This window comes from Amycolatopsis sp. NPDC047767 (assembly GCF_040704195.1).
Lineage (GTDB): Bacteria > Actinomycetota > Actinomycetes > Mycobacteriales > Pseudonocardiaceae > Amycolatopsis.
The window spans coordinates 26149-48383 of record NZ_JBEYSJ010000014.1 but is presented as its reverse complement, the minus strand read 5'-3'; the positions used below and the strand labels follow the sequence as shown (position 1 = coordinate 48383).

The window sequence follows — 22235 nt, the reverse complement described above, 5'->3', positions numbered from 1 at the left end:
GGACTAGGAGGTTCAGCGTATCCGGCCGCCCCCGCGGTGCTTCCGGCGAGGTGAGCAGGGCTCAGGGCCGGCCCGTCAGCGACGCCGTGACGACCCGGTTGTCGTCGTAGCCCTCGGTGCCGCCGACGTAGTCGCCGCCGCACGTCACCAGCACCAGTTTGTGGGGCCCGTCCGGGGAAAACAGCTTCGCCGACTCCGCGGCGAGCCCGGACTTGTGGATCGTGCGGACCTCGTCCACGCGGTAGCTCCACTTGCCGCCCGAGGTGTCGGTGACCGTCACGGTCTGGCCCTGCTTCACCTGCCACAGCTGGTCGAACGGACCGGTGCGGCCCTTCCAGTTCACGTGCCCGGAGAACAGCGTCACGCCCTGGTCGGCACCCAGACCCGAGCCCCACCACGCGGCTTCGGCGAGGCTTTGCGGGATCACCAGCGCGCCGTCGTCACCCACGGGTTCCTGCACGAGCTTCGCCGTGCCACCGCCGGGCAGCAGCACGGTGCCCGGCGTCCGCCCCGGGTCGGCCTGCCGCTGCGCCGCGCCCGCTCCCGCCGTCGGTACCGGCACCGAGGCCGCGGTACTGGCGAGACCGGGTTCATCGTTTCGGGTGAAAATCAGGAGGGCGGCGACGAGCGCCGCCACCACCACGGCCCCGACGGCGGCCGCTGCCCACTTGGTCCTCGCGGGCCGTTCCTGTGTCCCTTGCATCGTGCTCCCTGCTTCGGTGTGTCGTGCGCAGGAAGACATGCCGCGGGACGCGGGCGGGGTTGCACCCGATCGGGCTCAGTCCGGACGCGAGACCAGGTTCGCCGTGACGATGCGGTTCTCGTCGTAGCCCTCGGTGCCGCCGACGTAGTCGCCGCCGCAGGTCACGAGCACCAGCCGGTGCGGCCCGGTCTGCGCGAACCACTGCGGCGCCTGCTCCGGGAGCTGCTCCTTGCGCACGGTCGCCGCGCCGGTCACGCGGTAGAGCCAGCGCCCGCCCGCGGAGTCGACGATGCTCACGTTGTCGCCCGTGCGCACGCGCCACAGGTCGTCGAACGGTCCCTTCGTGCCGGCCCAGTTCACGTGCCCGGACAGCACGGCCGCGCCCTGCTTCGAGCCGAGGCGCGCGCCCCACCACGCGGCGTCGCCGAGCCCGCGCGGGATCGGCAGGATCCCGTCGAGCGTCACCTCGGTGCGCACGAGCCGGGCCTCGGACCCGTCGGGCAGGCGGACGCTGCCGGGCCGTTGCACCCCGACGGCGGCGCCGTCCGCGGGCAGCTCGGCGGGCGCGCCGTCCTCGCCCGGCAGCGAGCCGGGCGGCGGTTCGGCCGCGGCGGCGGGCACGGGCGCGGGGCCCCAGGTCAGCACGACCACGCCCGCGGCCAGCGCGAGCACGGCGACGACCGCCGACACGACGGCCAGCGCGGTGCGCAGCACGGGGGACCTACTCGCCGCGCGAACGCGCCGTGCGCCGGCGGCCCAGCCCGATCGCGAGCCCGCCGAACACCAGGCCGGCGACCAGCAGGCCGAGGCCCAGCGGCAGCCGGTAGTCGCTCGCCGGAGCAGCGGCCGTCGTGCCGAGGTAACCGGCCGGGACCTCGGTCGGCACCGGCGGCTGCGTCGCGGTCGCGCCGTTGCCGTTTCCGCTGCCGCCGGACACGGCCACGAAGTTCTTCGGGATCGAGCAGCTCACGCCGCCGAGCACCAGCGTGGTGTTCACGTCCTGCAGCAACGCGTTCGACGCGTCGTGCACGTGGGTGGTCACGTCGACGCGCCAGCCGGCCTGCGCCGTGACGTCGCCGCCGCGCCAGCCGTCCTGCTTGATCAGCTGGTCGAACGCCGAGATCCGCGACACCACGACGTCCGACAGCGTCTTGCCGGCGTCGGCCTGCGGCACGGAGCCGGGCGCGCCCATGCGCAGGTTCTTCACGCTCAGCGAAGCCGAGCCCGCGGGCATCGAGACCTGCTTGAGCGTGTCGTCCTCGCCGCGCACCCAGAGCCGGGTGAGCGTGGTGGTGCCGGTGACCTTGTTCGGGGCCGAGCAGTCGGCGGCGCTGCGCGCGTTCTCCAGCACCAGCATCGTGTTGTCGACCGGGCGGGCCTTGCTGCGGGCGTTGTCACGCAGGGCGTAGTTGGTCTCGGCGACGGCCGTCGGCACGTTCGTGGCCTGCAGGGCCGCGACGACGTTGTGGTCGCGGCTCGCGATCCCGGCCGGGTACGGGCTCGTGGCCGCGTCGCCGAACTTGCCGAGGTCGATTTCCCAGTTGCCGCCGAACGTCGAGCGCTCGCCGTCGTTCTTCGGCACGGCCACGCGGTCGGCCGAGAGCTTCGACTGGCCGGGGGTGAGCGGTGAACGCTGCGTCTCGGTGATCAGCGAGCCGCCGTGCTGCGGGTCGGAGCCCAGCCGCACCGACGCCACGTTGGCGAACGACACGGGACCGGTCTTCTCGTCGACGGCCTTCACGGTCTGCGTCGTCTGCGCGGCGGCCACCGGAGCGAGTGCGGGCAACGCCGCCACCGCCAGAATTGCCGCCTTCGTCACGAAACGAGTCATTGTCTCCCCACTGCCTCCGCCTCGATCCGGGCGGATCGTCAGCGTACGAGAAGCGACGAAACGCCCCCGCGTCAACCTTGCACCGTCGGCCACCGGTTGCGAAGCCGAAGTGCCGATTCCTGACGAACTCACCCGATCGGGTGAGACTGGTGTGGGTGACCGGTGACCGACCGGGGCCACGGAGGGGAACACTACGATGGCGATGACCGTTGTCGACAATGACATCCGACTTCGGAACCCGCCGGCTCGTCCGGCGGCTTCGCGCGCAAGGGGAGGCAACGATGGCACCGGCCAGCACGGGCGCTCTTTCGGCCGGCACCGGCACGTCCGGTGACCCGGTGACGGCGCCGGCCGGCCCGCTCGAGGCTCCGGGTTCCGCCTCGGGCCCGCTGGGTCCGTCGGGCTCCGCGCTCGCCGACGCCGGCGACCTGCTGCGCGCGCTCGCCGCCCCCGTCCGGATCGCCATCGTGCTGCAGCTGCGCGAGGCCGACCGGTGCGTCCACGAGCTGGTGGACGCCCTCGACGTCGCTCAGCCGCTGATCAGCCAGCACCTGCGCGTGCTGAAGACGGCGGGCGTCGTGCAGGGCGAACGCCGGGGCCGGGAAGTCGTGTACCGCCTGGTGGACGACCACCTGGCCCACATCGTCGTCGACGCGGTCGCCCACGTGCAGGAAGGGAAGTGACCATGACCTCGACCCCCCACCCGGCGCCCCCATCGGCCCCCACCCCGAGCCCCAGTACCAACTCCGCCCCGGTGCCCGGGCGCCGCTCGACCAAGCAGCGCACGGCGGTGGTCGACCTGCTCAACACGGTCGACGACTTCCGGTCCGCGCAGGAACTGCACGACGAGCTGCGCAAGCGCGGCGACGGCATCGGCCTGACTACCGTGTACCGCACGCTGCAGTCGCTGTCGGAGGCCGGCGAGATCGACGTGCTGCGCACCGACTCCGGCGAGGCCATCTACCGCCGCTGCTCCACGCACCACCACCATCACCTGGTGTGCCGCGTGTGCGGGCGCACGGTGGAGGTCGAGGGCCCCGCCGTGGAGCGCTGGGCCGAGAAGATCGCGTCCGAGCACGGGTTCTCCGACATCAGCCACACCGTGGAGATCACGGGCACCTGCGCCGAGCACGCGAGCTGACGCGCCCTCAGTACTCGTAGGGGTCCTTCGGCGCGGCAATCCGCTCGACGGTCGCGGGCACGAAATCCGGCGTGTACGAGTTGTTCTCGTTCGCCGTGCCGGGCACGACCTGCCCGGTGACCTTCAGCCACGTGTCGCTCGGGAACCGGTCGGCGGCGCCGCCCTTCAGGTGCACGGTCACGGGTGCGGCGTCGGCGGCGCAGCAGCTGATCACCAGGCGCGCCAGCAGCGTGGTGCTGCCCTCGTGCACGACGAACCCGGACATGCCGATGGTGCGGCCGTTCATCGTCCCGTTGGAGTCCCAGCCCGCTCGGGTGACGACCTCGTTCATCGCCAGCTCCACGACCTTGCCCGCCGGCAACGGCGGGAACGCGGCCGCCGACGTGGTCGCGGCGCTCTGCGGCACGCGCGCCGTGGTGCGCGTGACCGAGTCGGCGCCGAGTGCGGGCGGCGCCACCAGGAACACCGCGAGCACGGGCACCACCAGCAGCCAGGCCGAGCGCGCCGGGTGGGCGTGCCCGTGGCCGTCGTCGACGTGGCCGTGGCCGTGGCTCTCGTGGGATTGAGGGCCGGCCGCCTCGGACTCGAGCGCCGCCGCCTTGGCCGCGGCCCGCGCCGTCACCAGGTCACGCAGGATCGCGACCGCGCCGAGCACCAGCATCACCACGCCGCCCGCGATGATCCACGGCTGCTGCGCGGGCTTGACGTAGCGCAGGTAGTCGCCGTTCACGGCGATCTTCACCAGCGCCCCGCCGAGCAGGATCAGCAGCACGTTCTGCGTCTCGCGCCTCATCGCGCACCCCCCAGCAGCAGCGCGCCCACGACCGTGCCGCACGCCAGCGCCACCACGAACGTCACCGGCGCGAACCGCACCGCGAACGACTTCCCGAACGTGCCGGCCTGCAGCGCGAACAGCTTCACGTCGATGGCCGGGCCGACCACGAGGAACACCAGCTTCGGCAGCATCGGCACCGCCGTGAGCGAAGCGGCCACGAACGCGTCGGCCTCACTGCACAGCGCGAGCACCACGGCCAGCACCGCCATCACGATCACGCCGACCACGACCTGGTCGGCCAGCACCCCGAACCACTTCGCGGGCACGAGCACGTTGAGCGTCGCCGAGATCAGCGCGCCCAGCACGAGGAACCCGCCCGCTTCGACGAGATCCGTGCGCGCGGTCTCCGCGAAGACCTTCCAGCGCTGCCCCGGCTCGACGTCGGGCAGCCGCCGCAGCGCGCGTTCGGTGATCCACGAGAGCTTGCCCCAGCGGGCCCAGATCCAGCCCATCACCATCGACGTCGCGAGCGAACCGAGAAACCGCGCCAGCACCATCTCCGGCCGGCCCGGGAACGCGACCGCCGTGGCCACCAGCACCACCGGGTTCACCGCGGGCGCCGCCAGCAGGAACGTGAGCGCCGCGGCCGGTGCGACCCCCTGGCCGATCAGCCGCCGCGCCACCGGCACGGACGCGCACTCGCACCCCGGCAGCGCGACGCCGGCGAGCCCGGCGACCCCCACCGCCGCGCCCGCGCGCTTGGGCAGCACGCGTTCCAGCACCCGCGCCGGCACGAACGCGGCGATCGCACCGCTGATCAGCACGCCGAGCACGAGGAACGGCAGCGCCTGCACGCACACGGCCACGAACACCGTGGAGCCGGTGCGCAGCGCGGGCACGTCGAACAGGTCCTGCAGCCGGCCCTGAGCGAGGATCGCGACGAGCAGCACCGCGCACAGGATCTCGATCGAGCTGACCCGGATCCGCCGCGCGCGCCGCTTCTGCTCGGGCGCGTTGTCGACAAGGGTTTTCACGAGGCCCGATGATGCCAGCCCGGACCCGCCCGACCCCAGCGGGACACAGCGCGACGGGACCGCTCGGACCGTTTTCGGCCCGAATCCGCCGTTCGCGCGCCCGCCAACCGGACAAGCCGGGCGCGAAAACGTCAGTCCTGGCCCAGCCCCGGCAGTTCCGTCCGCAGCTGCGACGCGGTGGAGACCACGAGCATCAGCAACGTGCCCAGCGCCGACGGATCCATGCCCTCGGCCGGGAACGCGTAGCGCAGGGTCACGTCGACCCCGCTGTCGGTGTGGCCCACACCGAGCGTGCCGAACAGGCCCTGCCCCGCGCGTTCGGCCACGGCGACGGCGATCGCCGGGTTGTCCGGCAGGTCCCAGGCGACCACGCAGGTCAGGCTCAGCACCGTGAGCCCGTCGGCCAGGCGCGTGGCCTGGATGACGCACGGGACCTCGGCGTGGCGGAAGGTGATCGCACCGTCGTCGTCCACGTGCACGTCGAGGTAGCGCTCCAGGGCCTCGCGCGCGAGCGCGAGCAGCGCGGCCGTGTCGGCCGCCTCGGAGGTGCTCACGACGCTTCCCCGGCCGCGCGCTCGGCTTCCGCCTGGTCGACCGCGGCACCGAACCGGCGGTCGCGCTTGGCGAACTCGAGGCAGGCGTTCCACAGGTGCGTGCGGTCGAAGTCGGGGAAGAGCGTGTCCTGGAAGACCATCTCCGCGTACGCCGACTGCCACAGCATGAAGTTCGACGTCCGCTGCTCGCCCGAGGGCCGCAGGAACAGGTCCACGTCGGGCATGTCGGGCTGGTACAGGTACTTCGCGATGGTGCGCTCGTCGATCTTGTCGGCCTTGACCTTGCCGTCCACCACGTCCTGCGCGATCCGGCGCATCGCGTCGCCCAGCTCGGCGCGGCCGCCGTAGTTGACGCACATCGTCATGTTGAGCTTGGTGTTGTTCTTGGTCTTCTCTTCCGCGACCTGCAGTTCCTTGATCACGCTGGCCCACAGCTTCGGCCGGCGCCCCGCCCAGCGGATGCGCACGCCGATCGAGCCCAGGTAGTCGACCTGGCGGCGGATGGTGTCGCGGTTGAAGCCCATGAGGAAGCGGACCTCCTCCGGGCTGCGCTTCCAGTTCTCCGTGGAGAACGCGTAGACCGAAAGCCACTTCACCCCGAGCTCGACGGCGCCGCTGGCCACGTCGATCATCACGGCCTCGCCGCGCTTGTGGCCCTCGATGCGGGGCAGGCCCCGCTGGTTGGCCCAGCGCCCGTTGCCGTCCATCACCAGCGCCACGTGCTTCGGCACGAGATCCTTCGGGATCTCCGGCGGCCTGGCTCCCGACGGGTGCGGATCCGGTGCCCGCAGCTCGTACCCCGACGCCCGGACCTCGCGTCCCCTGCGCAGCACTTCGCGCCTCCTGGAAGAGTGAAAATTTCCTACGCGCAAGACCCTACTTGGCCGGTGTCACGGTCTCCCGGGCACGCCTTTCGACCAGCGGAAGCGAACGCAGCTGGCGTTCGAGGTGCCACTGCAGGTGGGCCGCCACCAGGCCCGACGCGTCCCGTCGGGTCACGCCGTGCGAGGCCTCCGCCACCGGCCATTCGCCGTGCAGGAGGGCCTCGAGCAGGGTGAGCACCTCGGGCGCGGGGTGCACGGAACCCGCGATGCGGCAGTCCGGGCACATCGAGCCGCCGGCGGCCACGTTGAACGCGGCGTGCGGGCCGGGCAGGCCACAGCGGGCGCACTCGGTGATGGCGGGCGCCCAGCCGGCGTAGGCCATGGCCCGCAGGAAGAACGCGTCGAGGACGAGGGAGGCGTCGCGTTCGCCACCCGCGAGCGCACGCAACGCGCCCACGACCAGCAGGTACAGCTTGAGGACCGGCTCACCCTCTTCGGCCGAGAGCCGGTCGGCCGTCTCCGCGATCGCGCTGGCCGCGGTGTAGCGCTGGTAGTCGGCGACCAGCGGCAGCGCGAACGCGTCCACGGTCTCGACCTGGGTGATCACATCGAGGGTGCGGCCGGTGTAGAACTGCACGTCCACGTGCCCGAAGGGCTCCAGCCGGGCCCCGAACCGCGACGAGGTGCGGCGCACGCCCTTGGCCACGGCACGGACCTTCCCGTGCCGGCGGGTCAGCAGGGTGACGATCCGGTCGGCCTCACCCAGCTTGTGCGTGCGCAGCACCACTCCGGTGTCGCGGTAGAGGTTCACCACCCCGACATCGTCCCACTTCCGGGCGATGCCGGGGCGGTGACACCCTGGTTGGGCGCGTCAGCAGCCGTAGTAGCCGGTGCAGTACGTGGTGACCGTGGTCGCCGCGACGATCCCGATGATGAGGAACGTGATCGCGAGGGCGTAGCCGATGCCGCCGATGATCGTGGCGATCAGGCACAGCGTCTTCGTGGTCTGCGACGCCTGCTGGGCCATCGCGTAGTTGCCCTGCATCTTGAAGGTGCGGACCTCGTTGGACTTCATGATCGCGAAGATCGCGAGGATCCACATCAGGAAGATGCAGCCGATCGCCCAGCCCTTGTACTCCTTGATGGCGTTGATGTCGCCACCCGGCGGCATCCCCATGCCGGGGCCGTAGCCGGGCTGCCCGAACGGCGCCTGCTGCCCGAACTGGCCCTGCTGGCCGTACTGGCCATACGGCGTCGGCATCGGGCCGGACGGCGTGCCATACGGCTGCTGACCGTAGGGCGGCTGCGGCTGACCGTACGGATTGGTCATGACTGGTTCCCCAAACTTCTCGTGCTTCCGGCGAGCTCCCCCCGCCGCGGGTCTTGGTCCGCACCACTGCCCGATCGAAGGCGCGACTCGGCGCCGTCGATCGGTGCGGCGGCTTCGCGCGTCAGTGCTGCGGCGGCCGGCCGAACTCGCCCGGCTGGATCTTCTGCGTCTCTTCGGGCTGCGCGGGCGCTTCCGCGACCGGCGCACCCGGCTGCAGCATCTGCGTGCGCTCGGCTCCGTCGAACGCGCCGCTCTCGGGCTCGGCGGCGCCGCCCGGCTTGAGCATCTGCGTGGGCTCGGCCTGCTCGAACGCGGTCGCGCCCGGCGACTCGGCGCCCGGCTGCGCGAACCCGCCACTGGCCGGGGCGCCCGGCTGGCCGAAGCCGCCCGACGGCGCCTGACCCGGCTGGCCAAAACCGCCGGCGGCCGGCTGGCCCGGCTGCCCGAACCCGGGCTGCGCGCCGAAGCCGGCGGGCTGCTGCCCGAACCCGCCCGGCTGCTGCCCGGCGGGCGGGAACCCGCCGCCGAAGGGCTGCTGCTGGCCGAAGCCCGGCTGCCCCGCCTGGCCCGCGGGCGCGGTGTCGGCGGGCACCACGATCGTGCCGACGATCTTGTCGGAGAACGTCTGGGACTTGGCGTCCCACAGCGGCCACAGGTAACCGAGCGAGCAGAGGAAGCCGTCGAGGACGTGCGCGAGGTCGCGCAGGAAGGCCATGCCGGCGCCGATCGGCTGCCCGGTGGCCTCGCTGACGAGCTTGATGCCGACGACGCGCTTGCCGAGCGACTGCCCGGTGTTCCCGGCCGTGATCCAGCGGTTGTAGATCTGCCAGCCGATGTTCCCGAAGATCGCGAGCCCGTAGATGATCGCCCCGGCGCTCCACGACGCGATCGAGACGAGCAGGGCGATGATGATCGCGGCGAGGAACGGCCCGAAGTCGATCAGGTAGGCGCCGGCGCGCTGGCCCCAGTTCGCGTAGGCGCCGCCGGGCGGGCCGTACGGGTTCGGCTGGCCGAACCCGCCGGGCTGCCCGAACGCGGGCGGCTGGCCGAAACCACCGGCGGGCGGCTGACCGAACCCGGGCTGTCCGAAGCCCGGCTGGCCCTGCGCGTCCGGCTGGCCGAAGCCCGGCTGCGCCTGACCCGGCTGCCCGAAACCGGGCTGTTGCCCGAAACCGCCGGGCTGCTGGGGGAACCCGCCCGAAGGCGGTTGCTGGCCGAAGCCGCCGGGTGCTCCGAACGGCTGCTGCCCTTGCGGTTGTCCGAAGGGCGGCTGGCCCTGCGGCTGCCCCATGGGCCGGCCGTAGGGATCGGTCATCGTGTTCTCCCCCTCGCTCGTCCTGACCCGCGTGCGGTGGCACGCGAGAACCGGCCGAGTCCGATGAGGACGGGCCGGTGCGCGGGAGCGTACCTGGTCCGGACGAGGTCGGCCCAGGTAGGCGCCCGCACCGGGTGGCGGCCGGAAACCCGTACGACGAACGGGAAGCGAAGACGGTTCCGGCGGCAGGGAAACTCAGACCGACAAACCGGTGAACGGCGCGAACGGCAGGTTCCGCACCACGAACCAGATCGCGAACACCACCGCCACCACGAGCGGCGTGCGGCGCCAGTGCAGCCACGACCGGACCGCCCGTCCGCGCAGCCGCCCGACGGTCCACGCGACACCGCTCCACGCGAACAGCGCCACGAACACGAGCGCCACCGCGTTGTAGTGCACGGCGCCGGCGAGGTCGCCGTGCATGAGGCTGTAGGCCATCCGCATGCCGCCGCAGCCGGGGCAGTCGATGCCGAAGAGGAACTTGGTGGGGCACACCGGCAACGGCCCGCCCGGCGTCGTCGGATCGCCGAACCACACCGCCGCGCAGCACACGCCGAGGCCCGCGACCACGGCCGCCGGGCCCGCCAGCGCCCGCGCCGTGGCTCGCGCGCCCCGCGCCGGGATTCCCGTGTAGACGGTGCTCACGACGACCAGAACCCGGCGGACGTCCCCGCGATCAGGAACACGAACAGCACCACCAGCAGGTACGCCACGATGCCGATCGGAATCGCCAGCGCCGACCACATGGCCCACTTCCCCGCCTGGTCCGCGGCGTGCTGCGCTTCGGCGAAGCGGCCCTGGTACCACAGGGAGTTGACCTCGTTGGCCTTCACGATGGACACGATCCCGAGCGGCAGGCAGCAGAAGATCGTGGTGAGGATGCCCCACACGAGCCGGTTGTCCGGCGGCGGCGGGAAGTTCGGCTGTGGGCCGCCGTAGTAGTACGGGCCGCCGGGAGGCGGCGGGTACGGCCCGCCGGGTGGCGGGTACGGGCCGGTCATCGCGTCCCCCTGCTGTCGGTCGTGGGCGAGGGTACTGACGCTACCGCCCGCAGCGCGGCGTCAAAAGCCGAGACGGCGCAGCTGCTTCGGGTCGCGCTGCCAGTCCTTGGCCACCTTGATGTGCAGGTCGAGGTACACCTTCGAGCCCAGCAGGCCCTCGATCTGCTTGCGCGCCGCGGCTCCGACCTCACGCAGGCGTTCACCCTTGTGCCCGAGGATGATGCCCTTCTGGCTGGGCCGCTCCACGTACAGGAACGCGTGCACGTCCACGAGGTCGTCGCGGCCTTCGCGCGGCAGCATCTCCTCCACCGTCACGGCGATGGAGTGCGGCAGCTCGTCACGCACGCCTTCGAGTGCCGCCTCGCGGATCAGTTCGGCCACGAGCGTCATCTCGGGCTCGTCGGTGAGCTCGCCGCCCGGGTAGAGCTGCGGGCCTTCCGGCAGCCGCGCCACGAGCAGGTCGGCCACGGTCTGCACCTGGAAACCGTCCACAGCGGACACCGGCACGAGGTCGGCGAACTCCATCACGCCCTGCAGCGCCAGCAGCTGCTCGGCCACCTGCTCGGGCTTCACCAGGTCGGTCTTGGTCACCACGCCGATCACCGGCGTGCGCCGGGCGATCTTCGTCAGCTCGGCGGCGATGAACTTGTCCCCGGGGCCGATCTTTTCGTTGGCGGGCACGCAGAACCCGACGACGTCCACTTCGGACCACGTCTCGTGCACCACGTCGTTGAGCCGCTGCCCGAGCAGCGTGCGCGGGCGGTGCAGGCCGGGCGTGTCGATGATGACCAGCTGCGCGTCCTCGCGGTGCACGATGCCGCGGATCGCGTGCCGGGTCGTCTGCGGCTTGCTGGAGGTGATGGCGACCTTCGAGCCGACGAGCGCGTTCGTGAGCGTCGACTTGCCCGCGTTGGGACGGCCGACGAAGCAGGCGAAGCCGGAGCGGTGCGCGCCGGCCATCAGCGCAGCACCTCGACGACGTCGCCCTTCGGGTCGGCCAGGATGATCGGCGCGGTCTTCGCGACGTCGCGGACCGCCTGCACCGACGCCTCCTGCACCAGCGCGTCGCCCGTCACCACGGCCGCCGCCTCGAGCCCTTCGGCGCCGCTCGACAGCGCGGCCGCGACGGCGGCCTGCACGGCCGTGAGCTTGAAGGAGGGCTGGTCGACGGTCACCGCGGTGTACGTCCGGCCGTCGGTGTCGCGCACGGCCGCGCCCTCCTCGGCGCCGACGCGGGCGCGTGCCGACCGGGCCAGCGTGACGAGCTTCTGGTCCTCGGCGTCGAGGTCAGGCATGTTCGACTCTCCTGTCGCGTTCTTCGGGCTGGGGCACCCGGGTGCGCCGGCGCGTGCCGGACTCGGTCACGGCGTCCGCGTCGGCCGGGTGGACGACGACCGACGTGATCCGCATGCGGCCACGGCGGTCCTTGCCCCCTTCGGCGAACAGCCGAAGGCCGGCGACCTCGGCTTCGGCCCCCGGAAGAGGGACCCTACCCAGTCGCTCCGCGAGCAGCCCGCCCACGGTCTCCACGTCGTGGTCCTCGAGGTCGATGCCGAAGAGCTCACCGAGGTCGTCGACGCTCAACCGGGACGACACGCGCACCGCGCCGCCCTCGAGCTCCTCGACGTCGGGCCGCTCGTCGGTGTCGGACTCGTCGGTGATCTCGCCGACGATCTCCTCGAGGATGTCCTCGATGGTCAGCAGGCCCGCGGTGCCGCCGTACTCGTCGACCGCGATGGCCATGTGGTTGTGCGTGCGCTGCATCTCCTTGAGCAGCTCGTCGAGCCGCTTGGAGTCGGGCACGTAGCTCGCCGGGTTCATGACCTGGTCCACGACCGTGCTCGGGCCGTCCGGGTCCATGTACGCCGGCATCAGGTCCTTGATGTTCACCACGCCGACGATGTCGTCCACGGACTCGTCGATCACCGGTACGCGCGTGAAGCCGGTGCGCAGGGCGAGCGCGAGCGCCTGGCGCACGGTCTTGGTGCGCTCGATCCACACGATCTCGGTGCGCGGCACCATCACCTCGCGCGCGATCGTGTCGCCCAGCTCGAACACCGAGTGGATCATCTCGCGCTCGGAGTCCTCGACCACGCCGCGTTCCTGCGCGAGGTCGACCAGCTCGCGCAGCTCGACTTCGGAGGTGAACGGGCCTTCGCGGAAGCCCTGGCCGGGGGTGATCGCGTTACCGATCACGATCAGCAGCCGCGAGAGCGGGCCGAGGATCGAGCCGAGGACGCGCACGGGCCCGGCGACGATCGTGCCGACGCGGTAGGGGTGCTGGCGGCCGATGGTGCGCGGCCCGACGCCGATGAGCACGTAGCTCACCACCACCATCACCACGGCGGAGACGAGCACGGCGAGCCACAGCTTGCCGAACCAGGCGAGGAACGACACGGTGACCAGGACCGTGGCCGTGAGCTCGCAGCCGAGGCGCAGCAGCAGGAGCAGGTTGATGTGGCGGCGGCGTTCGGCGACGACGGCGGCGAGCTGGCGCGCACCGGCCCGGCCGATGCGCACGAGCCCTTCGGTGCGGGCCTGCGAAACGGTGCTGACGGCCGCGTCGGCGGCCGCGAACACCCCCGCCAGCAGCACGAGCGCCACCGCGACGACCAGCTGTGCCGTGGGACTGCCCATGATCGCTGCCTAGGGGGTTTCCTCGGCCGGTTTCGCCGCGGTCGGGGTCGTCGCCACGTCCGGCGTGTCCAAGCCCGCGATGCCGAGCACGCGGTCGTCGGCGTTGCGCTGCGCGTTCTTCCGGTTCAGCTCGGCCACGGCCGACTGGAATTCCGTCAGGATGCGCTTCTGCAGGCCGAACATCTCGCGTTCCTCGGCCGGCTCGGCGTGGTCGTAGCCGAGCAGGTGCAGCACGCCGTGGACGGTGAGCAGGTGCAGCTCGTCGATCAGCGCGTGGCCCGCGGTCTTCGCCTGGTCCTTCGCGAACGCCGGGCACAGCACGATGTCGCCCAGCAGCGCCGGCGACGCGTCGGGCGCGTCGGGGCGGCGCGACGAGTCGAGCTCGTCCATCGGGAAGGCCATCACGTCGGTGGGCCCGGGCAGGTCCATCCAGCGTTCGTGCAGGTCTTCCATGACTTCGAGCGTGACGAGCAGGATGGACAGCTCGGCGAGCGGGCTGACCTCCATCTTGTCGAGCGCGTAGCGCGCGGCCGAGACGATCGACGCCTCGTCGACGTCGACGCCCGACTCGTTGGCGATCTCGATGCTCATCGGCGGTTGCCCTTCCAGCCGCCCTGCTGCTGGTCCTGGGCGTCCTGCACGGCCTGCCACTTCTCGTACGCGTCGACGATGTCGCCGACGAGCCGGTGGCGCACCACGTCCTGGCTGGTCAGCTCGGCGAAGTGGAGGTCGTTGACACCGTCGAGGATGTCGCGGACCACGCGCAGGCCGCTCTTCTGGCCGTTGGGCAGGTCGACCTGCGTGATGTCACCGGTGACCACGATTTTCGAGCCGAAGCCGAGGCGCGTGAGGAACATCTTCATCTGCTCGGGCGTGGTGTTCTGGGCCTCGTCGAGGATGATGAAGGCGTCGTTCAGCGTGCGGCCGCGCATGTACGCGAGCGGCGCGATCTCGATCGTGCCGGCCTGCATGAGGCGCGGGATCGACTCGGGCTCGACCATGTCGTGCAGCGCGTCGTAGAGCGGGCGCAGGTACGGGTCGATCTTCTCGTTGAGCGTGCCGGGCAGGTAGCCGAGCCGCTCGCCCGCCTCGACGGCGGGACGGGTCAGCACGATGCGCGTGACCTGCTTGGCCTGCAGCGCCTGCACGGCCTTCGCCATGGCGAGGTACGTCTTGCCGGTACCGGCGGGGCCGATGCCGAAGACGATGGTGTGCTTGTCGATGGCGTCGACGTAGCGCTTCTGGTTGAGCGTCTTGGGCCGGATCGTCTTGCCGCGGCGGGAGACGATGTTGAGGCTCAGGACCTCGGCCGGGGACGCGTCGCCGGAGGACAGCATGCCGACGGTGCGGCGCACCGTGTCGGGGCCGACCTGCTGGCCGCCGGTGGCGAGCTGCACGAGGTCGGTGAAGACGCGTTCGGCGAACGCCACGTCGGCGGGCGCGCCGGTGAGGGTCACTTCGTTGCCGCGGACGTGCACGTCGGCGGCGAGGAGCTCCTCGGCGACGCGCAGGTTCTCGTCACGCGAGCCGAGCAGGCTCAGGACGGCGGCTTCGGGGATGGGGAAGCGGGACTGGGCCACGGGGGTGGCGTCCTCGTTCTTCGACTGCGCCGCCTTGCCGGCGGTGGCGTCGGGTCGGGCGGCTCCACCCTGTGCGGTTCCGGCCACGTGGCCTCTGGCCTGCTTTCTGCTGCTTCGCCTGACGGACTTCTGACGTTGCCGATGCTACTTGCTCGCGACTGCCCACCGCAGGTCGGTTTAGGCGTGGCGCCCGAACAACCCGAGCTGCTCGCCGCCCAGCACGTGCGCGTGGACGTGGAAGACGGTCTGTCCCGCGTCGCCGTCGGTGTTGAACACCACGCGGTACCCGGACTCCACGATGCCCTCGAGCTCGGCCACCTTGCGGGCGCTCAGCACCACGGCGCTCAGCAGCTCCGGATCCGAAGCGGCCAGCTCGCCCACGTTGCGGTAGCGCTTCTTCGGCACCACCAGCACGTGCACCTTGGCCTGCGGATTGATATCGCGGAACGCGAACGTCCGGTCGTCCTCGTACACCACATCCGCCGGGATCTCCCCCGCGATGATCCGCTCGAACAACGTCTCCGCATCACTCATGCGCCCACCCTACAAACCCGCCCCGCCATGATCGGCGCCCACCGCACCGCAGGGGCTCCGGCGGCTCGACCCCCTCGGCAACCACCGCACCTCGGGGCTCCGGCGGCTCGACCCCCTTGGCAACCACCGCACCGTGGGGGTTCCGGGGGCTCGGCCCCCGGACAATACGCATCTCCTCGGACGGCGAAGCCGATCCGAAGGATCGTCGACGACAGCCAACGACGAGGAGATGCCGCGGGGGCGGTGGGCCCTGGGGGTCGGCCCACCGCGCCGCCGCGGCGCCGCCGGACCGAGGGGGGAGGTGCCCGGCGGAGCTTGTGACGTACGCGGTTTCGGGTACGCGCCACCAGGGGTTACCCACCCAGTGGCGCGCCGAAACGTCTTGCGCGTTGGTGACGAGCGTAGCTGCTCGGAGCGTGATCGCGCCATGACTCGCCGCAAAATGGGCCCGCAACGTGTCCGGTGGCGGTGTCCGTTGGTCAGGCCCAGCGGCCGGTCAGCGCGCCGAGGGCGCCGAGGGCGACGGCGGCCGCGGTGGAGGTGCGCAGCACGGTCGGGCCGAGGCGGACGGTGGTGGCGCCGGCGGCTTCGAGCGTGGCCAGCTCGTCGTCGGTGATGCCGCCTTCGGGGCCGACGACGAGCAGGATGTCGCCGGTGTCCGGGAGGCTGATTTCGGTGAGGCGGCTGGTCACGCCCGACTCCAGCACGAGCGTGCGGGACATCGTGGCGGCCAGCTGGGCGAGCTCGCGGGTGCCGACGGGCTCGATCACCTCGGGCACGTGGGCGCGACGAGCTTGTTTGGCGGCGGCGCGGGCGGTCGCGCGCCAGCGGGCCAGCGCCTTGTCGCCGCGCGTGCCGTCTTCCCACTTCGCGACGCTGCGGGTGGCGCGCCACGGCACGATCGCGTCGGCGCCGGCCTCGGTGGCGAGCTCCACGGCCAGCTCACCGCGGTCGCCTTTGGCCAGCGCCTGCGCGACGTGGACGCGCAGCGCAGGCGGTTCCTCGTCCCAGCGTTCGACGACCGTCAGGGTGAGGAACGCGTCTCGCCCGGTCTGCACCGCGTCGACGACGCAGCGGGCCATGGCGCCGGCGCCGTCGGAGAGCACGAGCTGCTCCCCCACGCGCAGCCGGCGCACGGTGGCGGCGTGCCGGGCTTCCTCGCCGTCGAGCACGGCCGAACCCCGGTCGGGTACGGCGGTGGCGAGGAAGACCGGCAGCGTGGTGTCGGGCACGGGTCAGCGGTGCTTCGTGCGCAGCTTGGAGAACAGGCCGCCGTGCTTGCTGCCGTTGGCCGCCAGCGTCGGCACCTCTTCGCCGCGCTGCTGGGCCAGCTCCACGAGCAGGTCGCGCTGGGCTTCGTCGAGCTTGGTCGGCACCACCACGTCGATGTGCACGTGGAGGTCGCCGCGGCCGTCGACGCGCCCGGACGAGCGCAGCCGCGGCATGCCCTTGCCCGTGAGCACGAGCTCGGTGTTGGGCTGGGTGCCGGGTTCGACGTCGAGCTCGTAGTCGCCGTCGACGAGCGTGCTGATCGGCACGGTCGCGCCGAGCGCCGCCGTGGTCATCGGGATGCGGAAGTTGCAGTGCAGCTCGTTGCCCTCGCGCACGAAGACCTCGTGGGGCAGCTCGTCGATCTCCACGTAGAGGTCGCCCGCGGGGCCGCCGCCGGGGCCGACCTCGCCCTGGCCGGAGAGCCGGATGCGCATGCCGTCGCCGACGCCCGGCGGGATCTTCGCCGTGACGTTGCGGCGCGCGCGGATGCGCCCGTCGCCGCCGCACTGGCGGCACGGGTCGGGGATGACCTCGCCGAAGCCGCGGCAGACCGGGCACGGGCGGGCCGTGACGACCTGGCCGAGGAACGAGCGCTGCACCGACTGCACCTCGCCGGCGCCGCCGCAGGTGTCGCAGGTCTTGGTGGTGGTGCCCTCCGCGGTGCCCGCGCCGCGGCACAGGTCGCAGACCACGGCCGTGTCGACGGTGATCTCGCGGTCGGCGCCGGTGGCGCACTCCTCGAGCGTGAGCGCGAGGCGGATCAGCGCGTCGGAGCCCGGCTGCACGCGGCTGCGCGGCCCCCGGCCACGTCCTCCGCCGCCACCGCCGGCCGCGCCGAAGAACGCGTCCATGATGTCGCCCAGCCCGCCGAAGCCGGCGAACGGGTCGCCGCCACCGCCGCCGCGCGCGCCCGAGTCCATCGGGTCGCCGCCGAGGTCGACGATCTTGCGCTTCTGCGGGTCGGAGAGCACCTCGTAGGCGGTGGTCACCTCGCCGAACTTGTGCTGCGCGTCCTCCGACGGGTTCACGTCGGGGTGCAGCTCACGGGCCAGCTTGCGGTACGCGCGCTTGATCTCCTGATCCGACGCGTTCTTGGCCACCCCGAGGATCCCGTAGTAGTCCCTCGCCACGTTTTTCTGCCTTCTCCTTCTGCTCTGCCCGGGCCGTCAGCGGCCGGACAGGATCTGCCCCACGTAGTTGGCCACCGCGCGGACGGCCGCGATGGTGCCCGGGTAGTCCATCCGGGTGGGTCCGACGATGCCCATTCCTCCCAGCAGCATGTCGTCCCGGCCGTAGCCGATCGACACGACCGAGGTGCTGCGCATCTGCTCATCTTCATTTTCCTCGCCGATGAGGACCGTCACCGCACCGGGGTTGCGAGCCGCGGCCAGCAGCTTGAGCACGACCACCTGCTCCTCGAGCGCTTCGAGGACCTGCCGCAGCGAGCCCGGGAAGTCGGCGACGTTGCGGGTGAGGTTGGCCGTGCCGCCGAGCACCAGGCGTTCCTCCGGGTGCTCGACCAGCGACTCGACCAGCACCGTGCAGATGCGGGTGAGGCTGTCGCGCAGCTCGCTCGGCGCCACCTCGGGCAGCTCGGCCACGCGTGCGGCGGCTTCGACCAGGCGGCGCCCGGCGAGCGCGCCGTTGAGCACGGTCCGCAGGCGCAGCACGTTCTCCTCGGTGAGCACGTCGCCGAGGTCGACCGTACGCTGGTCGACCCGGCCCGAGTCGGTGATGAGCACCAGCATCAGCCGCGCCGGCGTGAGCGGGACCACTTCGAGGTGGCGCACCGCCGCGTTGGTCAGCATCGGGTACTGCACCACCGCGACCTGCCGGGTCAGCTGCGCGAGCAGCCGCACCGACCGGCGCAGCACGTCGTCGAGGTCGGTGCCCGAGTCGAGGAACGACGTGATCGCCCGCCGCTCGGCCGCCGAGAGCGGCTTGATCTCCGAGAGCTTGTCCACGAACAGCCGGTAGCCCTTGTCCGTGGGGATCCGCCCCGCGCTGGTGTGCGGCTGGGTGATGTACCCCTCTTCCTCGAGCGCGGCCATGTCGTTGCGCACCGTCGCGCTCGAAACGCCCAGGTTGTGCCGCTCGACGATCGTCTTGGAACCCACCGGCTCCTGGTTCGAGACGTAGTCGGCCACGATCGCGCGCAGCACCTCGAAGCGACGCTCGTCCGTGTTCGCCACCGGCACCTCCCTGCTTTCGACCCGCTACTCACAACGAGTTTACGGAAGCCTGAGTGCCCGGCGCTCAACCCGGCGGACACGGTGGTGTCTCGGCCGCCCGCGGGCGGCGGCCGGGCGAAGGTAAAAGAATGGCAAATGGCCATTAATAACGGCGAACCGGACATATCAAATCTTCGCTTGCTAGGGGAACCGTTAACCGGTTTGCTGCCTCAGAAGAACGTGGTGAATCCCCAAGAGCCGAGGGCAGTCGTGGACAATAACGGGCGCGCACCCGAAATCGCCGAAATCGGACAGCGAGCCGCGGAGGCCCAGGAGCGCCTCAAGCGCGTCGCCGCCACGGCGACGAGCAACGACGGCGCGGTGACCGTCACCGTGAACACCAGCGGAGCCCTGCAACAGCTCAGCTTCGGCCCCCGCGCCGACGAGATCAGCCGCAGCGCGCTCGCCGCCGCCGTCGTCGCCACCGCACACCGCGCGCAGGCCCAGGCGGCCCAGCAGCTGCACGCCATCATGGCCCCGCTCATCGGCGAAAACAGCGACGCGATGAAATTCCTCGACGAGCAGATTCCGACTCCGGAAGTGCCCGAGGAACAGCCCCCGGCCTCGGGTCCGGGCGACACGCGACAATTCTTCAACCGCGACGAGGACGGGTCGGTGCCTCCTCCGCCTGCTCCGGGGATGCGGCCACCGGCGCCGCCTGCTCCGGGGATGCGTCCGCCTGCTCCGCCGGCCCCGCCCGCACGCCCCGCGCGCCCGGCCCGCCCCCCGGCCGACAACTCCGATGACGACGACTACTACAACGGCGGCTCGATCCTGGGGAGGGGCTACTGATGGCCGGCACACAGCAGGTGAACCTCACGGCGCTGCAGACCCACAAGGGTGAGGTGCAGGACATCGGGGCGGGCGTGAAGACGGCCGCGGACGCGACCGGGTCCGCGCAGGCGTTCATGGACGACTCGTTCGGCATCGTCGGACAGGTCTTCGCCGCTCCCCTCCAGCTGTACTTGAGCGTGGCGAGCAGCTTCATCGACAAGGTCGCGTCGTCCGCCGACGACATCGCCGACAAGCTCCAGCAGGCCCACGACCACTACGACGCGAACGAACAGGGCACGAAGGACAGGGTCAACTCGTTCGGCAAGGAGCTCCCGGAATGACCGAGACGCAGGAGAACCCGCTGGTCGCGACCGCGGAGCCCTCGAGCGGGTTGTGGTCGAACATGGGGACGTCGAAGAACGAGCTCGACAACCTCAACCCGCAGACGGCCGGCAGCGGCGCACTGAACGACGCCGCGTCCACGCTCACCGACATCCGCAACCATGACTGGTTCAACGTGGGTGTCGACGCGGTCACCGACGGTCTCGACATCCTGGGCGCGCTCATCGACCCGCTCGGCACGCTGGCGGCCGCCGGCGTCGGCTGGCTCATCGAGCACATCAGCTTCCTGAAGGACTTCCTCGACCAGCTGGCGGGCAACCCCGAGGAAATCACAGCCAAGGCGGTGACCTGGACCAACGTCTCGAAGCAGCTCACGACCAGCGCCGGACAGTACGAGCAGGCCGCGGCCAACGTGGCCCCGGAGTTCCAGAGCGCGGGTGGCCAGGCATACCAGAACATGGCCAAGGGCTACGTCGCCACGCTGCGCGGCGCGGCGGGGCAGGCACAGGCGGCGTCGGTGGCGATGAACGTCGCCGGCGCACTGGTGGGCACCGAACGCGGCTTGATCCGGGACATGATCTCGTCGTTCATCGGCAACCTGATCATCAAGGCGCTCGCCGCGCTCGCCTCCTCCTGGTTCACCTTCGGCGGCACCATCGCGGCCTTCATCGCGGACGCGGTCGTCGAAGGCGGCATCCTCGCGGAGAAGATCAGCACCCGCATCGCGCAGGTCGTGGAGAAGCTCGACAAGCTGGCCCAGAGCGCCGGCAAGGCGAAGGGCGCCATCGAGGAAGCAGCCAAGATCCTCGACAAGCTCGGCAAGACCGCGGGCAAAGTCTCCGACAAGAGCCTCGACGCCGCCGTGAGCATCGAGAAGAAGGCCAACAACCTCAAGGAGACCGGCGCGTCCTGGGACAAACTCACCGACGCCGAGAAGGCCGCGAAGGTCAAGGAGAAGGCCGAAGGCTGGAAGGACGGCTCGTCGGAGAAGGTGCCCGGCCACGATTTCCTCGACACCAAAGTCAAGCCGTTCACCGAGCCCGGTCGCAGCTTCCTCAACCCCGAGGAGTGGGAGAAAGCCGGCGGCGAAGTGCCGAAGTGGACGCCGACCGACACGCTCGGTGCGGGCGAAGAAGCTCGCCGACAGGAAAACGAACAGCGCGACCGCTCCAAGGAGGCCTCCGAGGCCTACGAGAACGAGCACAAAGGTGAGGGCGGCGAAGGCGGAGGAGAAGGCACGATCGAAGGCGACGGCGAGTGACCACTCCGGTCAGCCCGGCCGAAGTCGCAGCGGCCAATCTCGCCGGGCGGCTCCACCCGTCTCAGCGTCATCGGGTCCTCGACTTCGCGTTCTGGCTCTCCCTGACCGTCGGCGTGCTCACCACCGTGTTCTGCGTGGTCGTGCCGACGACCACGGACGTGTTCGAAGGCCCGAACAGGGCCGCGTCGTTCGGCGCGTTGCCCTTCCTCGTGGTGCTCGCCGTCGTGTGCCTGGCGTTCTGCGCGCGCCGCTACCGCGACCTGCACAAGCCGCTGGTCGTGGTCACCGGGTGGACCCACGACTTCGGCAGATCACCGATCACGGACGCCTACCCGATCGGGCTGCGGTTCGAAGCGGGCACCACCCGCACGATGCAACGGTGTGAGGTCCGGGTTGGGGGAAAGACTTACAACACCGACCTCGAAACGTGGGAGAAGATCAAGCCCGAGCGGAACAACACCCTGTGCCTGTACCCGAAGACCAAGCTGATCATCAACGTCATTCCCGCCTGAGCAGCCCCTCCAAGGCCGCCGAGGAGATCGCATTGGCCTCCGAAGCGGTCAACGGTGCGTGGCCCGTCAGGCGGCGGAAGATCAAGGGCCCGAACAGAATATCCGTGGCCGTCTCGGCCGAAACCGACGGGGAAGCCAGGCCTGCGTCCACCAAACGCTTCCACAGCACCGATATAGCCGCCCGCCGACCGTCCAAAAAGAACTCGCGGAAGTACGGCGCGGCGGGCGGGTCCGTGACGCATGCGGCCAGCAGTTGGGCGAAGACCGCCCCCGTCGGGCCGGCGTAGAACGCCGAGACCCGGCGCACCTGCTCCTCCAGGTCGGCCCGCGGGTCCCCCGTGTCGGGCAAGGGAATGGCGTCCGCCATTTCCCGCCCGAAGGCCTCCGCGGCCAGCGCGGTGCGGCTGGGCCAGTGCTTGTACAACGTCGCTTTGCTCACCCCGGACCGGGCGCTGATCGCGTCGACCGTGGCGGCCGGGAGGCCGCCCTCGGCGAGCAGGTCGCGCGCCGCCGACAGCGCGCACGCGTGGGCGCGCGCGCTGCGAGGCGGCAACACAGGCGCAGCCACAGACACAGGCGCAGGA

Annotated in this window: 28 protein-coding genes; 6 read left to right on the top strand and 22 right to left on the bottom strand. The window is 71.3% G+C overall.

Annotated elements, in window-relative coordinates:
• Positions 1–61: 61 nt before the first annotated feature.
• The 3 genes from AB0878_RS24670 to AB0878_RS24660 form a co-directional block, all read right to left on the bottom strand.
• Positions 62–703: a class F sortase gene (locus AB0878_RS24670; protein ID WP_366582600.1), complete on the bottom strand. Its 642-nt coding sequence runs from the start codon at positions 701–703 to the stop codon at positions 62–64.
• A gap of 75 nt (positions 704–778) precedes the next feature.
• A complete protein-coding gene (locus AB0878_RS24665; RefSeq protein WP_366582599.1) occupies positions 779–1417 on the bottom strand; it encodes a class F sortase in 639 nt (212 codons plus the stop codon).
• 7 nt (positions 1418–1424) lie between these two features.
• Positions 1425–2534: a hypothetical protein gene (locus AB0878_RS24660; RefSeq protein ID WP_366582598.1), complete on the bottom strand. Its 1110-nt coding sequence runs from the start codon at positions 2532–2534 to the stop codon at positions 1425–1427.
• A gap of 281 nt (positions 2535–2815) precedes the next feature.
• Between AB0878_RS24660 and AB0878_RS24655 the strand changes: the two genes are divergently transcribed.
• Entirely contained in the window at positions 2816–3217 is a 402-nt protein-coding gene (locus tag AB0878_RS24655; protein ID WP_366582597.1) for a metalloregulator ArsR/SmtB family transcription factor, read from the top strand.
• A gap of 2 nt (positions 3218–3219) precedes the next feature.
• Positions 3220–3675, top strand: coding sequence for a Fur family transcriptional regulator (locus AB0878_RS24650; RefSeq protein WP_366582596.1), 456 nt, complete (start codon positions 3220–3222; stop codon positions 3673–3675).
• A gap of 7 nt (positions 3676–3682) precedes the next feature.
• Here the strand turns inward: AB0878_RS24650 and AB0878_RS24645 are convergent, their stop codons facing one another.
• The 18 genes from AB0878_RS24645 to hrcA form a co-directional block, all read right to left on the bottom strand.
• Positions 3683–4468 (bottom strand): TIGR03943 family protein, encoded by a 786-nt coding sequence (locus AB0878_RS24645; protein WP_366582595.1) that lies wholly within the window; start codon positions 4466–4468, stop codon positions 3683–3685.
• The gene (locus AB0878_RS24640; RefSeq protein ID WP_366582594.1) at positions 4465–5484 is read right to left on the bottom strand and encodes a permease; all 1020 of its coding nucleotides are present in this window, start codon (positions 5482–5484) and stop codon (positions 4465–4467) included. The genes AB0878_RS24645 and AB0878_RS24640 overlap by 4 nt, the downstream gene beginning before the upstream one ends.
• Positions 5485–5615: 131 nt before the next feature.
• Positions 5616–6038 (bottom strand): YbjN domain-containing protein, encoded by a 423-nt coding sequence (locus AB0878_RS24635; RefSeq protein ID WP_285973986.1) that lies wholly within the window; start codon positions 6036–6038, stop codon positions 5616–5618.
• Positions 6035–6871: an isoprenyl transferase gene (locus AB0878_RS24630; protein ID WP_366582593.1), complete on the bottom strand. Its 837-nt coding sequence runs from the start codon at positions 6869–6871 to the stop codon at positions 6035–6037. The genes AB0878_RS24635 and AB0878_RS24630 overlap by 4 nt, the downstream gene beginning before the upstream one ends.
• Before the next feature lie 43 nt (positions 6872–6914).
• Entirely contained in the window at positions 6915–7676 is a 762-nt protein-coding gene (gene recO / locus AB0878_RS24625; protein ID WP_285973984.1) for a DNA repair protein RecO, read from the bottom strand.
• Positions 7677–7733: 57 nt separating this feature from the next.
• A complete protein-coding gene (locus AB0878_RS24620) occupies positions 7734–8192 on the bottom strand; it encodes a CD225/dispanin family protein (protein ID WP_366582592.1) in 459 nt (152 codons plus the stop codon).
• Positions 8193–8313: 121 nt separating this feature from the next.
• Positions 8314–9507: an RDD family protein gene (locus AB0878_RS24615; RefSeq protein WP_366582591.1), complete on the bottom strand. Its 1194-nt coding sequence runs from the start codon at positions 9505–9507 to the stop codon at positions 8314–8316.
• 195 nt (positions 9508–9702) lie between these two features.
• Complete coding sequence (locus AB0878_RS24610; RefSeq protein ID WP_366582590.1) at positions 9703–10152, bottom strand: DUF2752 domain-containing protein; 450 nt, start codon at positions 10150–10152, stop codon at positions 9703–9705.
• On the bottom strand, positions 10149–10508 hold the full coding sequence (locus tag AB0878_RS24605; RefSeq protein WP_366582589.1) for a CD225/dispanin family protein: 360 nt from the start codon (positions 10506–10508) through the stop codon (positions 10149–10151). Before AB0878_RS24605 ends, AB0878_RS24610 begins: the two co-directional genes overlap by 4 nt.
• A gap of 60 nt (positions 10509–10568) precedes the next feature.
• Entirely contained in the window at positions 10569–11468 is a 900-nt protein-coding gene (gene era / locus AB0878_RS24600) for a GTPase Era (RefSeq protein ID WP_366582588.1), read from the bottom strand.
• Positions 11468–11803, bottom strand: a complete 336-nt coding sequence (locus tag AB0878_RS24595; protein ID WP_366582587.1) for a cytidine deaminase — start codon at positions 11801–11803, stop codon at positions 11468–11470. Before AB0878_RS24595 ends, era begins: the two co-directional genes overlap by 1 nt.
• Positions 11796–13145, bottom strand: coding sequence for a CNNM domain-containing protein (locus AB0878_RS24590; protein ID WP_366582586.1), 1350 nt, complete (start codon positions 13143–13145; stop codon positions 11796–11798). The genes AB0878_RS24595 and AB0878_RS24590 overlap by 8 nt, the downstream gene beginning before the upstream one ends.
• A gap of 9 nt (positions 13146–13154) precedes the next feature.
• Positions 13155–13736: an rRNA maturation RNase YbeY gene (gene ybeY / locus AB0878_RS24585; RefSeq protein ID WP_366582585.1), complete on the bottom strand. Its 582-nt coding sequence runs from the start codon at positions 13734–13736 to the stop codon at positions 13155–13157.
• The gene (locus AB0878_RS24580; protein ID WP_366582584.1) at positions 13733–14812 is read right to left on the bottom strand and encodes a PhoH family protein; all 1080 of its coding nucleotides are present in this window, start codon (positions 14810–14812) and stop codon (positions 13733–13735) included. Before AB0878_RS24580 ends, ybeY begins: the two co-directional genes overlap by 4 nt.
• Before the next feature lie 90 nt (positions 14813–14902).
• Positions 14903–15259: a histidine triad nucleotide-binding protein gene (locus AB0878_RS24575; protein WP_366582583.1), complete on the bottom strand. Its 357-nt coding sequence runs from the start codon at positions 15257–15259 to the stop codon at positions 14903–14905.
• Between the two features lie 479 nt (positions 15260–15738).
• Complete coding sequence (locus tag AB0878_RS24570; protein WP_366582582.1) at positions 15739–16491, bottom strand: 16S rRNA (uracil(1498)-N(3))-methyltransferase; 753 nt, start codon at positions 16489–16491, stop codon at positions 15739–15741.
• 3 nt (positions 16492–16494) lie between these two features.
• The gene (dnaJ, locus tag AB0878_RS24565; protein WP_366582581.1) at positions 16495–17661 is read right to left on the bottom strand and encodes a molecular chaperone DnaJ; all 1167 of its coding nucleotides are present in this window, start codon (positions 17659–17661) and stop codon (positions 16495–16497) included.
• 36 nt (positions 17662–17697) lie between these two features.
• Complete coding sequence (gene hrcA / locus AB0878_RS24560; RefSeq protein ID WP_366582580.1) at positions 17698–18723, bottom strand: heat-inducible transcriptional repressor HrcA; 1026 nt, start codon at positions 18721–18723, stop codon at positions 17698–17700.
• Between the two features lie 135 nt (positions 18724–18858).
• Between hrcA and AB0878_RS24555 the strand changes: the two genes are divergently transcribed.
• From AB0878_RS24555 to AB0878_RS24540, 4 genes are read left to right on the top strand one after another with little or no spacing between them, the layout of a single operon-like run.
• Positions 18859–19554 carry a YbaB/EbfC family nucleoid-associated protein gene (locus tag AB0878_RS24555; RefSeq protein ID WP_366582579.1) on the top strand — a complete coding sequence of 232 codons (696 nt, stop codon included), beginning with the start codon at positions 18859–18861 and terminating at the stop codon, positions 19552–19554.
• Positions 19554–19877 carry a type VII secretion target gene (locus AB0878_RS24550; RefSeq protein WP_366582578.1) on the top strand — a complete coding sequence of 108 codons (324 nt, stop codon included), beginning with the start codon at positions 19554–19556 and terminating at the stop codon, positions 19875–19877. Before AB0878_RS24555 ends, AB0878_RS24550 begins: the two co-directional genes overlap by 1 nt.
• On the top strand, positions 19874–21139 hold the full coding sequence (locus AB0878_RS24545; protein ID WP_366582577.1) for a hypothetical protein: 1266 nt from the start codon (positions 19874–19876) through the stop codon (positions 21137–21139). The genes AB0878_RS24550 and AB0878_RS24545 overlap by 4 nt, the downstream gene beginning before the upstream one ends.
• Complete coding sequence (locus AB0878_RS24540) at positions 21136–21651, top strand: hypothetical protein (RefSeq protein WP_366582576.1); 516 nt, start codon at positions 21136–21138, stop codon at positions 21649–21651. Before AB0878_RS24545 ends, AB0878_RS24540 begins: the two co-directional genes overlap by 4 nt.
• Here AB0878_RS24540 and AB0878_RS24535 read toward each other — a convergent pair.
• Positions 21638–22219, bottom strand: a complete 582-nt coding sequence (locus AB0878_RS24535) for a TetR/AcrR family transcriptional regulator (RefSeq protein ID WP_366582575.1) — start codon at positions 22217–22219, stop codon at positions 21638–21640. The genes AB0878_RS24540 and AB0878_RS24535 overlap by 14 nt on opposite strands.
• Between the last annotated feature and the right edge of the window lie 16 nt (positions 22220–22235).

Coding starts and splice junctions, on each gene's coding strand:
- AB0878_RS24670 (WP_366582600.1), bottom strand. CDS start 703: ATGCAAGGGACACAGGAACGGCCCGCGAGGACCAAGTGGGCAGCGGCC.
- AB0878_RS24660 (WP_366582598.1), bottom strand. CDS start 2,534: ATGACTCGTTTCGTGACGAAGGCGGCAATTCTGGCGGTGGCGGCGTTG.
- AB0878_RS24655 (WP_366582597.1), top strand. CDS start 2,816: ATGGCACCGGCCAGCACGGGCGCTCTTTCGGCCGGCACCGGCACGTCC.
- AB0878_RS24650 (WP_366582596.1), top strand. CDS start 3,220: ATGACCTCGACCCCCCACCCGGCGCCCCCATCGGCCCCCACCCCGAGC.
- AB0878_RS24645 (WP_366582595.1), bottom strand. CDS start 4,468: ATGAGGCGCGAGACGCAGAACGTGCTGCTGATCCTGCTCGGCGGGGCG.
- AB0878_RS24620 (WP_366582592.1), bottom strand. CDS start 8,192: ATGACCAATCCGTACGGTCAGCCGCAGCCGCCCTACGGTCAGCAGCCG.
- AB0878_RS24615 (WP_366582591.1), bottom strand. CDS start 9,507: ATGACCGATCCCTACGGCCGGCCCATGGGGCAGCCGCAGGGCCAGCCG.
- AB0878_RS24605 (WP_366582589.1), bottom strand. CDS start 10,508: ATGACCGGCCCGTACCCGCCACCCGGCGGGCCGTACCCGCCGCCTCCC.
- era (WP_366582588.1), bottom strand. CDS start 11,468: ATGGCCGGCGCGCACCGCTCCGGCTTCGCCTGCTTCGTCGGCCGTCCC.
- AB0878_RS24595 (WP_366582587.1), bottom strand. CDS start 11,803: ATGCCTGACCTCGACGCCGAGGACCAGAAGCTCGTCACGCTGGCCCGG.
- AB0878_RS24590 (WP_366582586.1), bottom strand. CDS start 13,145: ATGGGCAGTCCCACGGCACAGCTGGTCGTCGCGGTGGCGCTCGTGCTG.
- ybeY (WP_366582585.1), bottom strand. CDS start 13,736: ATGAGCATCGAGATCGCCAACGAGTCGGGCGTCGACGTCGACGAGGCG.
- AB0878_RS24575 (WP_366582583.1), bottom strand. CDS start 15,259: ATGAGTGATGCGGAGACGTTGTTCGAGCGGATCATCGCGGGGGAGATC.
- AB0878_RS24555 (WP_366582579.1), top strand. CDS start 18,859: ATGGCCATTAATAACGGCGAACCGGACATATCAAATCTTCGCTTGCTA.
- AB0878_RS24550 (WP_366582578.1), top strand. CDS start 19,554: ATGGCCGGCACACAGCAGGTGAACCTCACGGCGCTGCAGACCCACAAG.
- AB0878_RS24545 (WP_366582577.1), top strand. CDS start 19,874: ATGACCGAGACGCAGGAGAACCCGCTGGTCGCGACCGCGGAGCCCTCG.